This window comes from Gottfriedia endophytica, from assembly GCF_017814275.1.
GTDB classification, from domain to species: domain Bacteria; phylum Bacillota; class Bacilli; order Bacillales; family Bacillaceae_G; genus Gottfriedia; species Gottfriedia endophytica.
In genome coordinates this window covers 286,478-303,905 of record NZ_JAGIYQ010000004.1, presented here as the reverse complement: position 1 = coordinate 303,905, position 17,428 = coordinate 286,478, and the positions used below count along the sequence as shown (strand labels likewise).

Annotated in this window: 11 protein-coding genes; 1 reads left to right on the top strand and 10 read right to left on the bottom strand. The window is 32.7% G+C overall.

All coding sequences use genetic code 11. The features are described 5' to 3' along the window. Positions 1-42: 42 nt before the first annotated feature. From J5Y03_RS08100 to J5Y03_RS08090, 3 genes are all read right to left on the bottom strand, one after another. Positions 43-648 carry a transposase gene (locus tag J5Y03_RS08100; protein WP_322099562.1) on the bottom strand — a complete coding sequence of 202 codons (606 nt, stop codon included), beginning with the start codon at positions 646-648 and terminating at the stop codon, positions 43-45. Between the two features lie 292 nt (positions 649-940). After that, positions 941-3,100: an Ig-like domain-containing protein gene (locus J5Y03_RS08095; protein ID WP_209404396.1), complete on the bottom strand. Its 2,160-nt coding sequence runs from the start codon at positions 3,098-3,100 to the stop codon at positions 941-943. 185 nt (positions 3,101-3,285) lie between these two features. Then, on the bottom strand, positions 3,286-5,400 hold the full coding sequence (locus J5Y03_RS08090) for a PPC domain-containing protein (RefSeq protein ID WP_209404394.1): 2,115 nt from the start codon (positions 5,398-5,400) through the stop codon (positions 3,286-3,288). Between the two features lie 411 nt (positions 5,401-5,811). Between J5Y03_RS08090 and J5Y03_RS08085 the strand changes: the two genes are divergently transcribed. Beyond that, a complete protein-coding gene (locus J5Y03_RS08085) occupies positions 5,812-7,557 on the top strand; it encodes an Ig-like domain-containing protein (protein WP_209404392.1) in 1,746 nt (581 codons plus the stop codon). A 151-nt stretch (positions 7,558-7,708) separates the two neighbouring features. On the opposite strand, the gene J5Y03_RS08080 is transcribed toward J5Y03_RS08085, so the two are convergent. The 7 genes from J5Y03_RS08080 to J5Y03_RS08050 form a co-directional block, all read right to left on the bottom strand. Beyond that, entirely contained in the window at positions 7,709-8,080 is a 372-nt protein-coding gene (locus tag J5Y03_RS08080) for a hypothetical protein (RefSeq protein WP_209404390.1), read from the bottom strand. A 172-nt stretch (positions 8,081-8,252) separates the two neighbouring features. After that, on the bottom strand, positions 8,253-9,770 hold the full coding sequence (locus tag J5Y03_RS08075; protein WP_209404388.1) for a YifB family Mg chelatase-like AAA ATPase: 1,518 nt from the start codon (positions 9,768-9,770) through the stop codon (positions 8,253-8,255). Between the two features lies 1 nt (position 9,771). Further along, entirely contained in the window at positions 9,772-10,305 is a 534-nt protein-coding gene (locus J5Y03_RS08070; RefSeq protein WP_209404386.1) for a transposase, read from the bottom strand. Between the two features lie 289 nt (positions 10,306-10,594). Then, positions 10,595-11,062 carry a transposase gene (locus J5Y03_RS08065; protein ID WP_209404384.1) on the bottom strand — a complete coding sequence of 156 codons (468 nt, stop codon included), beginning with the start codon at positions 11,060-11,062 and terminating at the stop codon, positions 10,595-10,597. Positions 11,063-11,382: 320 nt separating this feature from the next. Then, positions 11,383-11,706 (bottom strand): transposase, encoded by a 324-nt coding sequence (locus J5Y03_RS08060; protein WP_209404382.1) that lies wholly within the window; start codon positions 11,704-11,706, stop codon positions 11,383-11,385. Between the two features lie 491 nt (positions 11,707-12,197). After that, a complete protein-coding gene (locus J5Y03_RS08055; protein ID WP_209404380.1) occupies positions 12,198-12,557 on the bottom strand; it encodes a hypothetical protein in 360 nt (119 codons plus the stop codon). Positions 12,558-13,549: 992 nt separating this feature from the next. Next, positions 13,550-17,350, bottom strand: coding sequence for a beta strand repeat-containing protein (locus tag J5Y03_RS08050; protein ID WP_209404378.1), 3,801 nt, complete (start codon positions 17,348-17,350; stop codon positions 13,550-13,552). Positions 17,351-17,428: the final 78 nt, after the last annotated feature.

Sequence of the window (17,428 nt, the reverse complement as noted above, 5' to 3'; positions counted from 1 at the left end):
GGGTGCCTGTTTTGAGTGGTGCCTTGAGTGGTGCCTGTCACTTTATAAATGTGGATATACTGTGGATATTTTTTCGGAGTTCGTAAGGTCTGCATTTTTTAAATTATTCTTATTTTCTTCTTCAAAACACCATGAACAGTAATAGGTTGGTTGATTCTCAAAAAACTGTAGTAATGCTGATGAATCAAAAAAGGGGAAAGAACTCAAGTTGTAGTAATAAGCACAAAAACTACTCCAACGATATAGCTGCGGTGACTCCTTCATTCTAGCTCGAACCGGATTAAAGTGAATGTAACGGCTAACTTCAGTCATTGCTATTTTTCCATGAACCACCTCGGCATAAAATCTTTTTTCAAACACGTGCCCTGTTCGATTGTATTTTCTATTAAAATACGTTGCGTATTTTTTATTCACCAAACCCATTATGTTAGATAATGATTCCTCTTGAGGTGCTATTAGTAAATGAAAATGGTTGGTCATCAAACAATAGGCAGTAACTTTAAATGCATTTTGTTCAAACACCTTTTGCAAGATTTGTAAAAAAGTTGAAAAATCCTCACCGTTTAAAAAAAGTGCTTCTCGATTATTTCCTCTACTTACTACGTGATAAAATACTCCTTTTCTCCAATCCCGTTTTTTTCGACTCACCTCTTCTAACACACCACCTATCTATCATTCTTAAACCTACAATGTACTGTCTTAAGCATATGATTAAACATTCAATTCAACAAAATCCCAAAATCTAAAATACTTTCCAAAAACTTAAATTTCAAACTCAAAAAATGCTAAAAATATAGCCAACTCTTCGAAAAAAAGCTCCAAAAATTACTTATCATTACTACAAAAAAGCCGCGGATAAATTGATATCCCCGACTTTTTCCACACATTATTCACATTTTTAAAGTGACAGGCACTATTTAAATAACAGGCACTATTTAGGTTATTCTAATATTCCCGCAATAAAATACGTTCTAGGCTGATTGTATAAAGAATAATACAACGATGAACCTCCCTGTAAAACCACCAAATAGTAGGTACCTGCTGTTAGATTTGCTGATATACTTTGATAAATTCCATTACTTGAATAATAATCCTTCGAAACAGCTACTATTTTACCATTAGAGTCTCTAAGTCCAATTACTAGATCATGAGTTAAATAACTATCTTTAAATGCACCTAGCATTCTAAAAGACTGACTTGAAGAAATTGTAAATTTATAAAAATCCAAATCATAATATTTGTAGATATTTCCAATAATACTAAAATTTGAATAAGAGATTAATTGTGCATTAGTTAAATCATCGTTAGGTTCTCTTTCAACTAGATCTTGATTTCCCTTTAAAATGCCACCAATATTACCTGAAATATTATTGAGTGTAGATATGTCGGTATTTTTATCAAGTGACATTTTTTTAAAATTATTAATCGGAATTGCTAAATTTAAATTTTGACCATTTGTAAACCCAGCTGAAGTAACACCTATTACCTCACCTTTTAAATTAATTAAGGCTCCTCCACTACTTCCATGAGAGATTGGTGTTGTAGTTTGTATATAATTGTTACCATCCACTAATCTTTGTTTACTACTAATTATTCCAATGGATAAAGAGTTCTCTAATCCAAGAGGACTTCCGATTGCTACTACTGAATCCCCTACTTCTATTAAATCTGAATTACCTAATTTAATTGGAGGTAAATTATTCACTCCGTCAATTTGTAGAACAGCAAGATCTTTTTCTTTATCGTAATCAATTACTCTAGTAACTGTGTATATATTTCCATTAGGAAGCTTTACTTTGACATATTTTACAGGAGATTCTTGACTATAGATAACATGATAATTGGTAACAACTGTTCCATTAGAGCTTGTAATAAATCCGCTTCCACTTGCAGTTAATCTATTATTCACATCATAAGTCTCAACATAGACTATCGATGAGTTTACAAGTTTATAAATTTCTTGTGGTGTTAATTGCACTGATTTCACATTAATATTAATTGATTTTATTATTTTTCCATCTTCAGTTGAGGCAGTAATACTAGCTTGCCCAACTTGTAAACCAGTTATTGTTCCTTCTTGATCTACAGTAACAATTGAAGGATTTAAGCTTTTCCAAATTATTTTTTTGTTTGTAGCATTAGTTGGTAGTACTTTTGCAACGATTTGTAACTTTCGATTTAATTCTATATCATAATTCGATTTTTCTAACTCGATATCAGATGCTACTATATTGGTTCTTACATAAACGGTCAAATAAGTAGATATTAAGTGATCCTTTGTTGAAGCAACTATATTTGACACACCATCTTGTTTAGTCGTTATATTTCCATCTTGATCCACAATTGCCACTCTCTCATCACTACTTGACCAAATAATACTTTTGTCTGTAGCATTAGTGGGATAGATAGTTAGATTTGCTTTTATGGTTTTCCCCGATTCCATTGTAATCTCTTTATTACTTAGTTCTAGCATTGTAACCGGAATAGTTTCTTCTTTTTTGCTAACTGTTATAGTTACTGAACTAATCACTTTTTTACTCTTTGATGTAATAATAACTGAAGTTGTTCCAGGATTCTTTGCGTAAACTACTCCTTGTTGATCGACTTCTAAAACATCTTTGTTAGCACTAGTCCAAATTAAACTTTTATCTGTAGCGTTCATAGGAAATGTTGTGACGTTAATTTTAGTTGATTCACCAGAATATAGACTTATCGAATTATTATCAGGGACAATACTATTAATTTCTACATCCGATGATTTTACTCTTACGGAGATTTTCGTGGATAAATTATAATTCTTTATATTCGCTGATATACTTGCATTACCTGCCCTTTTAGCAGTAATAACTCCTTTGCTATCAACAGTTACGATATTTGCATCAGAAGAAACCCAAGATATTTGTGGCTTTATTAAGTTTGTTTCAACATGCAGTACTTTAGATTTACCTGCCTCTAGTATTAGATCTTTTTCTTTTATTTTCAAATAATTTACTTGTTTACTAGCGTATGTATGAATTGGTTTAAAAGGCAAAATAAAAACATTTGAAAATAATATGAAACAAATTATAATTGAAAAATTAAATCTATAATTTCTCCCCATTTAGCCCTCCTATTTTACTATGATTGAATGTTACTATTTATATAAATTATATCATAAGAGGATTAAATATTTCTAATTTTCGCGAAAATAGGTGTTTATAGTTACTACAAAAAAGCCGCGGATAAATTGTTATCCCCGACTTTTTCCACACATTATTCACATTTTTAAAGTGTCAGGCACTTTAACTAACTTACAACAACTAATTTCTCTCCTACGTTTTTCCCTTGATTATTGACCATAGTCACTTTGATTTTAGTCCCTTTTTTCTGTTTCTTAATTTTGATAGTAAATTTTCCTTGTGAATCCACTTTAGCTTCACCAATTTTTTGATTTCCTACATAAGCAAGAACTTTATTATTTGAACTTGCTTTCCCTGTAATAGCCTGAGAATTAGTAGTTATTTTATCTACACTTAATGTTGGTGCCAGTAAAGATGGACATTGTACATCTAGCGTATACTTACCTGTGTTATTGTAATATTTGCTCAATCGAACATAGTAAGTCCCTGCTTTTAAATCTATTTCACGAGACCATCTTTGGGGATTAACTGTAGTTCCTGAGTAGATATCTACCGTATCCAATACTTTATTTCCACTGGCATCATATAAGTCTAAATCTAGATCCTTTAATTCTGATGCGACATTTATGATTATTTTAGAAGGTTTTGAGAGATTAAATTTATAGTAATCTAAGCTATCATTCCAATTTATATAACCTGTAACCAATTGTGTATTTAGATTAATTTGTTGGGCCTGCCCTGTTCCATTATTAGGTTCCTGCTCATTATTGTTCGCGGCTTGATAGTTTACTTGAATCTCATATTTTCCAGTACAATTGGAATACTGACTCATTCGAATATAATATGTTCCTGCTTCTAAATCTTCACTACTTGACCATTTTTTCGGATTAACTGTACTTCCTGTATATAAATCTACTGTATCCCATACTTTGTTTCCGTTCGCATCGTATAAGTCTAAATTTACATCGTTCAATTCTGAACTTACATTTACATCAATTCTGCCAGCTTTTGGTAATACAACTTTATAATAATCTAGATTATCATTCCAACTTATATAACCTACTATTTTTTGTGTGTTTAAGGTTATCTGTTGAGCCTGCTCAGTTCCATTATTAGGTTCTTGTTCATTATTGTTCGCGGCTTGATAGTTTACTTGAATCTCATATTTTCCAGTATAATCGGAATACTGACTCATTCGAATATAATATGTTCCTGCTTCTAAATCTTCACTACTTGACCACTTTTTTGGATTAACTGTACTTCCTGTATATAAATCTACTGTATCCCATACTTTGTTTCCATTCGCATCGTATAAGTCTAAATTTACATCGTGCAATTCCGAACTTACATTTACATCAATTCTTCCAGCTTTTGGTAATACAACTTTATAATAATCTAGATTATCATTCCAACTTATATAACCTACTATTTTTTGTGTATTTAAGGTTATCTGTTGAGCCTGCTCAGTTCCATTATTAGGTTCTTGTTCATTATTGTTCGCGGCTTGATAGTTTACTTGAATCTCATATTTTCCAGTATAATCGGAATACTGACTCATTCGAATATAATATGTTCCTGCTTCTAAATCTTCACTACTTGACCATTTTTTCGGATTAACTGTACTTCCTGTATATAAATCTACTGTATCCCATACTTTGTTTCCATTCGCATCGTATAAGTCTAAATTTGTATCGTGCAATTCTGAACTTACATTTACATCAATTCTACCACCAGTCGGTAATACAACTTTATAATAATCAACATTATCATTCCAACTTATATAGCCTACTAACTTTTGTGCGTTTAACGTTATTTGTTGCGCTTGTTCCATTCCATTGTTTGGCTCTATATCATTATTATTAGCCGATTCGTAATTTACTTGTAACTTGAAACTTCCAGTGTAATCATAATATTGACTTAATTTTACAAAATAAGTTCCTGCTTCTAAATTCTCACTATCTAACCATTTTTTCGGATTCACTTTACTGCCTGTATAGATATTTACAGAATCCCACACCTTATTTCCATTTGAATCGTATAAATCTAAATAAACATCATTAAGTTCAGATGAAAGATTAACTGTAATTTTCCCTGCTTGTGGAAGGACAATTTTATACACTTGTTGATCAATATCATTTGTGATTGCTCCATTTACCTCTTTATTAAAAGATAAATCTTGTACAGAATCCGCTTTAACTGGTATAGCTTGATTTAAGATACATGCAAAAAGCATAATTAAAATCATAGCTATGGCTTGACCCTTTTTTCTTAAGAATTTCATAGTTTTCCCCCTTAATAATTAAGACCTCTCTATAAAAAAGAGACTAAAGATTTATAAAGAAAATAAATAATAGCCTTTAGAGGTATATATCTAATATTTTATCGGCAATTAGTTTTAAATTTTTAAATTTACTTAGGGGATATTATTACTTCTAAAATACAGAGGATGTACGAATTTCTAACTTTAATTGTATTCACTTCAAAAAGTGGCAGGCACCGGCACTCGCACCCAAAAATAGGTATTTTTCACCACATTTTACACCATCACTAATGTTATGATACTAATGTAAACAAAATTTAGAAGTGTAAATTTACTTAACAGCACAGATAATTATGATTACATAACGTTACACGGATTTGTTTATATTTGGGTTTTTCTAGAACTATATTAAACAATTTATCGGAGGTTGTTATGAAAAGCATTTTTATCAAATTTTTATCTCTGCTTTTGGTAATTGGTTTAAGTATTATAAATCTACCAGTTACTAGCTTTGCAGAAGAAAAATTAAGTATTCCAAACTATGGGACATTAAGTGGACATACTGGTTGGATTAATACATTAGCAATTAGTAAAGATGGGAAATATATTGCGACTGGTGAACAAGAAAATGTAGTCAAAATATGGGACGTTCAAAAGCTAAAAGAGATTTCTAGTTTTTCAGTAGATCAAAGTGTTGATAAGGTTGAATTTAGCCCTAATGGGAAATATTTAGCTGTTGCTACCGGTTATAAGCCTGTCATTGTATGGGATATTTTCAATAATAAAAAAATACTAGAATTAGACGATTATTCATCCTATAAACGGACATTAACTTTTAGTCCTGATAGTAAAACTCTAATAACTGCTGATAATACCGGAACTGCAACATTTTGGGACATACCAAGTGGGATTAAGCTAAATACAATAACGTTTCAAGATAGAATTATTTCAATAAAATATCACCCATCTAAAAATATTTTAGCAATTGCACTTTCTAATAATACAATTGCTATTCGAAACGCTTTAACAGGTGAGTACATTCAGACATTGTATTCGAACGAAGAGATAAATCAAATAAATTTTAGTCCTGATGGGAAATTTTTAACTGTCGCAGCTGGAAACCAGCCAACATTATTTAATGTAGAACAAAATTTTTCACAGATTCCATTGGGAAAAGAAACGTTTAAGATCCCTTCTAATATCGACCAAGTTAACCTTAGTCCTGATGGGAAATTTTTATTTTTAGAAGATCGTTATCATTTTTATATTTTTGATTTTATTAAGCAATCATTAATTTATACGTCTGAGTCAACGTATATCCTTGATTTTGGAATTGATCCTAATTTTAAATATTTAGCAATTGCTGAACACCAAAATATTAATTTATATGATCTAAAGGATCTTTCAAAACAATTAACATCTATTTCTATAGAAGTTGAAGGAAATTCTCTCTTCCTAAACGAAGAAAAACCTATTCAATTAGTTGCTCATTACAGCAATAATACCACCCAGATTGTACCTCCAGAGCAAATAAAATGGCAAACATCGGATTTTAATATTTTACTAGCAAACAATGGAAATATCATCCCTAGAGGTATTGGCACAGCAACGTTAAGTGCAACATACGGGGGATTAACAACTTCATTACCGTTTGAAGTAGTAGAACCTTTAAAAGAGTTATCTGGTCTTCATTTTAAACAAATTTCTTACTCTTTAAAAGAAAAAGGACAACAACCAATCATTCTCATTGCAGAGTATACTGATGGAACTGAGGATCAAATTCCAATTGATCAGACTGACTTAAAAGTAGATGATACTAATATTGCATTACTATATGGGAATATGTTAATTGCTAGAAAGCCAGGTAAAACAAGTATGAAGGTTCATTATAAAGACTTTGAAGCAACAGCAGATGTTGTCATAATGGACACAACTCCGCCATTACCTCCTGTAGTCGATTCATTAAAGAGTAATGGGAAAATTCTAACAGGAAAAGCTGAAGTGGGAGCAACAATAGTAGCAAAAATCGGTTCAAAAACATATAAAACTATCGTCAAATCAAACGGGACATATTCTTTACCAATTCCACAGCAAAAGCCTGGAATAGTTGTAACTGTACAAGCTATTGATAAGGCAGGGAATAAAAGTAAGGAAGTAACTATCATTGTAAAAAAATAAGAAAAAAGAAGTAGCAGGTTCTGCGTCCAGACCTGCTGTTTTTTTGTGCCTGTCACTTTAAAGTTCATAACTTTTTGCAAGATTAATATCTGTTGGTGTGAAGTCGTTTCAAAAAAATAAAAAATCTCTTCAAACATTCATACTGAAACTGTCATTTTCTTTTTGTTGGCCTATTCTTTGGTATCCAAATAGGACCGTCCCAAATAAAGCGAATGAGTATTTCTTCTCCAATTTCGTTTTTTCTAATCAATTGCATTTTCCCATCCATCATTAACTTACACAAGCCAACTTCCGTTTGCGGTCCCCATTCACTTATTTTGTCTATTTTCGGATCAAAAGCTAAAACATATGCAGGAAAATCGGTTGCTAGCGACTCAATCATACTCATATTCAAATGATAAACTGAACCATAATGGTCCCCTATGTAATTTGGGACTAGCTGTTGATTATAACGAAATCCAAAAAAACCATCTTTATAAGACGGTCCAACAAAACCATTTACTTCCACAATCCTTTCTTCCACTTCATTCCCTCCCCCTTAAAATTATTCTTTACCTTATAATTCGACAGGATCCTGTTTATTCCTTGTTTTCCATTATTTTTTTGTTCCTGTCACTTTTAAAAAGTGGATAAACTGTGGATCGTTTTTTTAGAACAAATAAAGGATACTTCAAAACATGTGCATAGCTTTTACTTTATGATTGTTGAGTATGGTAACTTTGTTTCCATTCTTTTCTCAGTTGGATTGCTTCTTGTAAATGTTCGTCTTTAATATTTTCTGAGTTTGCAAGGTCCGCAAGTGTTCGTGCGATACGAATAATTTTTGTTTGTACTCGGTTACTCCATCCTCTTTTTTCCGAAATTGATTGAAGTGCACGCCACTGATTTGGTTGAAGCGGATTATTTTTTAGCAGTTGTTCTAAAGTGGCTGTACCATTATGTATTTCAGATTGGTATCTTTGTTTTTGAATTTTTCGAGCTTGAATAACACGTTCAAGTATTTTATAGGATGGTTCTCTTAGCTCATGTATTTCTTTTTCAATGATGGTTGGTAATAGAATAGAAGATAAGTCGAAGCGGTCTTCGATTGGACCAGATAGTCTGTTTTGGTAGGAAATAATTTGTTTCGTTGTGCATGTACAATAACGTATATTTGATTGATTATATCCACATGGACATGGATTCATTGCGCCAATCAATAAAACTCTTGATGGATATGTGACTTGTTCACTCACTCTAGAAATTGATACTTGTCCAGTTTCGAGTGGTTGGCGTAATAAATCTAGTGTTTTTCTCGGATATTCTGCAATCTCATCTAAAAATAAGATCCCTCTATGTGCCAAGGATATTTCTCCTGGTTTTGGAAACGTTCCTCCACCAATTAATGAAATTGCAGAAGATGAGTGATGAGGAGAGCGCATCGGTGGAAATGGTAAAGCTTCGCATGTTTTTTGTGCAAGTTGATACACACTTAATACTTCAATTTGCTGTTTTTCTTCTAACGAGGGAAAGATTGAAGGAAATGCTTCAGCCAACATACTTTTACCACAGCCTGGAGGACCAATGAGTAATACATGGTGCATACCAGCTGCTGCAATTTCCAACACTCGTTTCGCTTCCCTTTGTCCGATAATTGCTTGAAAATCTTTTGTATAGATAGATCTTTTTGTTTCGTTCGAAAGGACTTCCCTTGTTTCATGTAGTGTGGTTTGTCCTGTTAATAGATAGGTTACTAACTCATTTAAATGGGATACTTCTATAAGTTGGTGATTGGAGAGATTTGGATAATAAGAAATTGTAGGGAGAATAATGGTTTCAAATTCTAATTCAACAGCTGCTGTTATAAGTGGTAAAATCCCATCAATCGTACGAACACTTCCATCTAACGATAAAATCCCTAAAAATACAGTATTCCTTGGAATAGAGGGAATCTTTCCTAAAGCAACTAAAATAGCGACTGCGATTGCAACATCAAATACTGGTGAATATTTCTTTCGTTCTGCCGGAGATAACTGAATGGTGATTTTCTTATCTGATAAATCTACTCCATATGAGTGTAAAGCAGCCATTACACGCTCCTTTGATTCTTTCACTGCTCTCTCTGGTAAGCCCACAATAATACAACTTTCATCACCCTCTTGAATTTTGACCTCTACTTCAACAAGATATCCCTCCATTCCTCGTAAGCCAATACTTTTAATCATGCTATACATGTTAAAATTCCCTCTCTTTTAAACTATTCTTTTTTTCCTCTTCAAAACACCATACACAATAATAGGTAGATTGATTCTCAAAATATTGTAGTAATACATATACATCAAAAAAAGAAAAAGAGCTCAAGTTATAATAATAGGTACAAAAACTACTCCATCGATATAACTGAGGCGACTCCGTCATACTAGCTCGAACTGGATTAAAGTGTATATAACGACTAACTTCCATCATTGCAATTCTTCCACTTACCTCCTCTGCATAAAATCTTTTTTCAAACACATGACCCGTTCGCTTGTATTTTTTATTGAAATAAGATGCATACTTTTTATTCACTAAGCCCATTATTTTAGACAAAGATTCTTCCTGAAAAGATATTAGTAAATGATAATGATTAGTCATTAAACAATAGGCTGTAACGATAAATGCCTTTTGTTCAAATACTCTTTGCAAGATTTGTAAAAAAGTTGAAAAATCCTCACCATTTAAAAAAAGTGCCTGTCTACTATTTCCTCTACTAACTACGTGATAAAACACTCCTTTTCTCCACTCCCGTTTTTTTCGACTCATCGATCTAACTACACCACCTTATCTTTTTTCCTCTACTCCCCTCATCATATCTACAAATCATCAATCTAACAAAATACCAAAATTCTAAATCCCTTCTTAAAACTCAAAATTCATATCCATAAAAGAAGAAAATAACCCCATGTCCTTTAAAAAAACATTCCAAAAATTACTTATGATCACCACAAAAATTATTACTCCCTTTCATACTTCACAAAAAAGCCGAGGACCTAATACTATCCCCAGCTTTCTCCACATTTTATTCACTTTTCAAAAGGTGACAGGCACCGAATCTATCAAAAAAAGAAAAAGAGCTCAAGTTATAATAATAGGTACAAAAACTACTCCATCGATATAACTGAGGCGATTCCGTCATACTAGCTCGAACTGGATTAAAGTGTATATAACGACTAACTTCCATCATTGCAATTCTTCCACTTACCTCCTCTGCATAAAATCTTTTTTCAAACACATGACCCGTTCGCTTGTATTTTTTATTGAAATAAGATGCATACTTTTTATTCACCAAGCCCATTATTTTAGACAAAGATTCTTCCTGAAAAGATATTAGTAAATGATAATGATTAGTCATTAAACAATAGGCTGTAACGATAAATGCCTTTTGTTCAAATACTCTTTGCAAGATTTGTAAAAAAGTTGAAAAATCCTCACCATTTAAAAAAAGTGCCTGTCTACTATTTCCTCTACTAGCTACGTGATAAAACACTCCTTTTCTCCACTCCCGTTTTTTTCGACTCATCGATCTAACTACACCACCTTATCTTTTTTCCTCTACTCCCCTCATCATATCTACAAATCATCAATCTAACAAAATACCAAAATTCTAAATCCCTTCTTAAAACTCAAAATTCATATCCATAAAAGAAGAAAATAACCCCATGTCCTTAAAAAAAACATTCCAAAAATTACTTATGATCACCACAAAAATTATTACTCCCTTTCATACTAAAAAAAGCTGAGGACCTAATACTATCCCCATCTTTCTCCACATTTTATTCACTTTTCAAAAGGTGACAGGCACCGAATCTAAACCTCCTCTGCATAAAATCTTTTTTCAAACACATGACCCGTTCGCTTGTACTTTTTATTAAAAAAAGATGCATACTTTTTATTTACCAAACTCATTATTTTAGACAAAGATTCCTCCTGAAAAGAAACTAGTAAATGAAAATGATTAGTCATTAAACAATAGGCTGTAACGATGAATGCCTTTTGTTCAAATACTCTTTGCAAGATTTGTAAAAAAGTTGAAAAATCGTCACCGTTTAAAAAAAGTGCCTGCCTACTATTTCCTCTACTAACTACGTGATAAAATACATCTTTTCTCCACTCCCGTTTTTTTCGACTCATCGACCTACTCTACACCACCTTATCTTTTTTCCTCTACTCCCCTCATCATATCTACAAATCATCAATCTAACAAAATACCAAAATTCTAAATTCCTTTTTAAAACTCAAAATTCACACCTAAAAAAGAAGAAAATAACCCCATGTCCTTCAAAAAAACATTCCAAAAATTACTTATGATCACCACAAAAATTATTACTCCCTTTCATACTAAAAAAAGCTGAGGACCTAATACTATCCCCAGCTTTCTCCACATTTTATTCACTTTTCAAAAAGTGACAGGCACCGAACCTCAAAAGGTGACAGGCACCGAATCTTTCATTTGCTCTTCAAACCAATCCAAATGGGGGTAGTTCATATATCTATAAGTAGTTGAAAACAAAAAGGGACCAAACCTTATTGATAAGATTGTGGTCTCTCTATGATTTGTGTATATTTTTAGAAAATCATATTAAAATTTATTAAAAATGAAAAAGAGGGTGTTATCCTCAACTTCAATTATTGTTTAAACTTACAATATTCTTTCCGTCTCTAACTGCTTGCACATTTATTTTTTTGCCCTTATATTCCCTCTTAAGCTGATTAAAATACTTTTCACTAAGTATTTTCGCTTCTTTATCACTTACTCCCTTTTTTAATACTAATGTTCCTATTGCCATTTCACCTTGAACATATGCTTTTCCTGCAATAACGCCTTTTTCTTTATTAATATCTCTTGTCATTTGTTTATTTTCTTTGATTTCATTTGAAATAGATTGTGTTTTATTGGCTTTTTCTTTTGTAACTGATACTTCCTTCTTACCACATGCTGATACCATAAACATACATAAAATAATTATTGCTAACCTTTTCATAGTTGCCCTCCATGTACTGTTATTGCCTTTATATTAATAATCTTAAAGATGTAAAATAGCTTTTTAATCAGACTTTTATACTATTTATACTCATAAAATTAAAAAGACGAAGATTTCTCCCCGACCTTCTCCGCACTTTATTCACCAATTACTAAAAAAAGAAAAAGCTGAGGATTTACCCCAGCTTTTTCCACATTCTATTCACATTTCATATGGTGACAGGCACCAATTATATGAAAAGGTGGTGAACCATTCTAGTACATCATTGGATGTTAGTGATTCCAACGGTTTTGTCACCTCTTTGAAAAATCGTTCCAATATCCTACGATATTTTATGATCGTTGCTTCAGCTTTGTTGGCTAGTTTTAGACTTAATAAATATTCGTTTACTATTGTTCTAGTTGATTTGGATATATCTTTATTGTTAATTTCCCAATACTTTGTTATTTTTTCCAATCTAGTAATCTCCTTTCTATAACTAACTATCTTTGATTGCAATAGTAGTATTGTTAACTTATTATTCTATTTTTATACCTTTCTTATAAAAATTTAATTTCTATATTTACTTTAAATATCTACCCTACCGATCAATTGAGTATAAAAGTAAAACTTCATTTGAGTTACAATTTCTAAAAAAATCAAAAGACCACAATCTCTATTAAAAGAGATTGTGGTCTTTTGATGATTCGGGAGTATTAATTTCTTCTTGATAATTGAGTTAAATTTAGTTATAAAAAAAGAATATTTCTCAACCTCTTCATATCATGAGTTTAAGTTCAGTATATTCTTTGCGTCTCGAACAGCTTGTACATTTATTATTTTTTAAAACGGAACTTTGTCCTATCTTGAATATAAAAAAAGCCGAGGATTTCTCCACGACTTTTTAAAGAAAAACCCAGCAGAGGTTTTCTCTCCACTGAGCCTTCCTTCAGATCTATTAGTCTTTCGACAAATTTCGGGTGATGACAGGCACCATTCCCTAATTCCAAAAATTATTTAGTTACAGTTACACTTGAAGTTACAGGTGTTCCTGGTTGAGTAACTGGAGCGGTTGGAGTAATAGCACCAGTATAAGTTACTACTGTGTTAGCTGTAGCAGCATTATAATTAGTTGAAGCTGTCCAAACAACTGAAGCTGTTACTGTATTACCATTTACTAAAGTAACTTGGATAGTATTTTTTAAAGCTGTTTGTACTGCTGCTTCATCTGCATAAGTACCTGTTGCATTAGTTACTGTTGGAGCAGTAGCAGAAACTATTACATTTCCTAATGCAGTGATTTTAGCTTCTGCATTTGTTAAAGTAGTGTAGTTTGCAACAAGTGCTTTTTGAGTAGCTGTTAATCCATTATAAGCAAGACGAGCTGCATCTACTGCTGGTTTGTCAGTATAAGCTAGAGCAGTCACTGCTGGTAAAGCTGTGATTTTATTAGCTACAACATTAGCAGCAGCTTGGTTAGCAGCATCAATACCTGCTTGTGCAGCAACAGCTGTTAATGGATCTTGAGTAATACTAACATTACGTCCATTATCTTCAACTGTTCCTACTAATGTTACTTTAGGAGTTGCAGTTAAATCGTTAGTTGTTTTTTCTTTAACAGTCAATGTTACAGTAGAACCATTAACAGATACACCAGTAACTTCATATCCATCTACTGTGAAGTCACTATCTTGTACAGATGCAACATATAAATTTTCAGAGAATTGAACTGTGAATGTATCCACTTGGTTTGCAGCTCCACCTAGGTCAGATGCAGTTGCAGATGTTGCTACTGGAGCAAATTTATCAGCAGTTACTGTTCCAGCTGCAATTGCAATTGGAGCACCGTAAACATTTTTACCTGATACAGTACCACCTAATACAGTATCAGCAGTTGCTACAACCACATTGTTAGCTGAAGTTGGTAATGTTAATACATTAGTAGTTGCAGTAACTACTGTTTTACCATCTACTACTGATACTGAAATTGCATCTGCTGGTTTGTAAGTAACACCATTGTCAGTACTAATTAAGAAATCAGTTGCTTGTGATGAAGTAATTACTTCATCAAAGTAGAATTTAACTGTGTGTGCTCCAGTTACTTCAGCTTTTTTGAATAATGGAGCTGAAATTGTACCAGGAACTACAGCAGCTGTTGAGAATGCTGCAATTAAATTACCAGCTGCATCAGCAACACGACCAACGTTAATTGTTTGACCTTTAGGATTCGTTTGTACACCAGAAGCAACATTTGTGAAATCTAAGATTACAGCTTTATTGTTATCAACAGCTGTTAATGTTACATTGCTATCTAGAGCTGAAGGACCAAATAGGTAGTTGTTTTTATTTGTAATAGAAGCTGCATCCATTGCTTCTGTAAAGTTGATTTTCACTTTTTTATCTGAAAGTACTTGAACAGTACCAACTTGTGGAGGAACTTTATCAGCTACAGCCACTGTAGTAGTGAAATCAGCTAATTTATTAGCTTTTAAAGTAGTATCAGTAACGTTTTTAACACTTACTGTGTAATTTCCGCCATTTAATACAGGAGCAAAGTTAATGCTATAAGTATTTCCTGATACATTTGTTACGTTTGTAAATGGAACAACGTTACCATCAGCATCTTTAACTGTATAGTTTGCAGAATTTGTTGCACTTGCTGAAACTGCTTTACTATAAGTTACTTGAATAGCTGTATTTGAGTTTGGCTCTACTTTAGTAATTGTAGGAGCTGTTGTATCAACTACAACATTTGCAGTAAATGCTGTTTCTGCTAATTTGTTACCCCATGCATCTTGAAGTTTAGCACCAGTGTTACTTACATAATGTAAATATAGATTTACATTTCCAGCTGCTAATGGGTTAGCAAATGTTAAAGTTAATGTTTTACCATCAGCAGATAAAGATTGTGTAGCTTTATAAGCTGCAGTACCAACATTAGTTTGATAGAACTCAACGTTTGCATCTCCAACATTTGTGATTGCTTTATCAAATGATAATACAACTTGAGAATCATTTGCAGATGTTACTGTAAATGTAGGTGCAGTAGTATCTTTAGCATATGCAACTGTATTATCTACTTTATCTACTGTAAATCCAGCATAATCAGTTCCACCACTTACTGTAACTGTATGTGAACCTTCAGAAGGAGTAGTACCTAAAGTAAGTTCTACAGATTTAGCACCTGCAGTAAAGTTATCACTTACAATCGCAACTTGACCATTGTCAAAAGAGAAAGTAGGTTTTGTTGCTAATGGCTCTGAGAATTTAACAGTTACTTTTGTTGGACCAGTAACAGTTACTGAGCTTACTACTGGAGCTGTAACGTCTCCAAATTTAACTGTTTTTACAGTTTTAGCTACAGAAGCACCATCTGCTGTTTTTACAGCATCAATTGTTAAGTCTGCACTTAATTGTTGTGTAACAGTACCTGCTGTTACTTTTAGAGTAACTGTATTACCGTCAACTTTAGAAACAGCTACAACTAAACCTGAAGCAGCTGGGAATGTATAAGTACCAGCGTTTGCTGAATCAATATCTTTGTTAAATGTTACAACAACCTCTTTAAGGTTAGTCGCACTTACACCAGTAACTACTGGAGCAGCTAAAGCTTGTAATGCATCTGCTACTACTTTATCTTGAGCAGTAATACGATCAGTTAATGCTTTTTTCACATCAGCATTTGTTACTTTATCAACAGCAGCTTGTGCATCAGCTTTTAATTTATCAGCATTGTCTTTATCAGTTAAAGCCGTAATTTTTACATCTTCATAAGCTTTTACTGCTGTTGTAGCATCAGCTTGTGCTTGTAATTCTTTAAGAGCGTCTGCAACTTTAGCATCTTGAGCAGCAATGCGGTCAGTTAATGCTTTTTTCACATCAGCATTTCCAACTTTTGCTACAGCAGCATCAGCAGCAGCTTTTAATGTATCTGCTTGACCTTTGTCAGTTAATTCTTTAATTACTACAGCTTCATAATCAGTAACTGATTTTGTAGCAGCTTCTTCTAAAGCTTTTTCAGTAGCAGCATCATCGATTTTTTTGTAAGCAGCAGCTTTTAATGCATCTGCTTGACCTTGTAATTCAGTTTTCTTGCTAACTGTTTTAATTACAGCAATTTTATCGCTAACAGTTTTGTATGCAGCATCTACTACTTCTTTAGTAATTACTGTTGTAGCATTATTGAATGCATCTGTAGCTGTTTTAAGAGCTTTAGTAGCTTCTTCGATACGTGCATTTTCAGCAGCTTGTTCTGCTTCAGCAGCTTTACGATCGCTTACTAATTTATCATACACTTTTTTAAGTGATGCATATTTACTGTTTACAGCAGCTGTATATGAATCTTTTAATTTTTTATCAGATAATACTGCGATTGCTTTTACAGCAGCAGTTCTTAATGATTCAGTTTTAGCAAAATCAGCTTCTACTTTTACTGAAGATGCAGTGTAAGCTTTAACAGCTTTGTCAGCAGCAACTTTTGCAGCAGCAACTTTTTCAGCTGCAACGATTTTAGCTAAGTCTTTGCTTAATGAAGCAGATTTAGCGTTGATTTTACCAGTTAATGATGTTTTTACTTTTGCATCTGCTTTGCTAGTTAATTTTTTAACTGCATCTAAAGCAGCTTTTTTAAGTAAATCAGCTTTTTTCATATCAGCAGATGTTTTTAATGTTACTTTTAAGTACGCGTTCACCTTATTTGTCGCGTCTTGTGCAGGTGTGATTTTTGCAGCAGCTACTGGAGCTACAGCAGACGCTACCATTGCAGCAGTTAATGCTGTAGTAACGATCTTTTTGTTTGATTTATTAAATGCCATTCTAGTATTCCTCCCTGTTATCTTATGTAGTTATGAACTAGAATAAAAGATTGCATTCTCCTACTCTAGGTAATCATA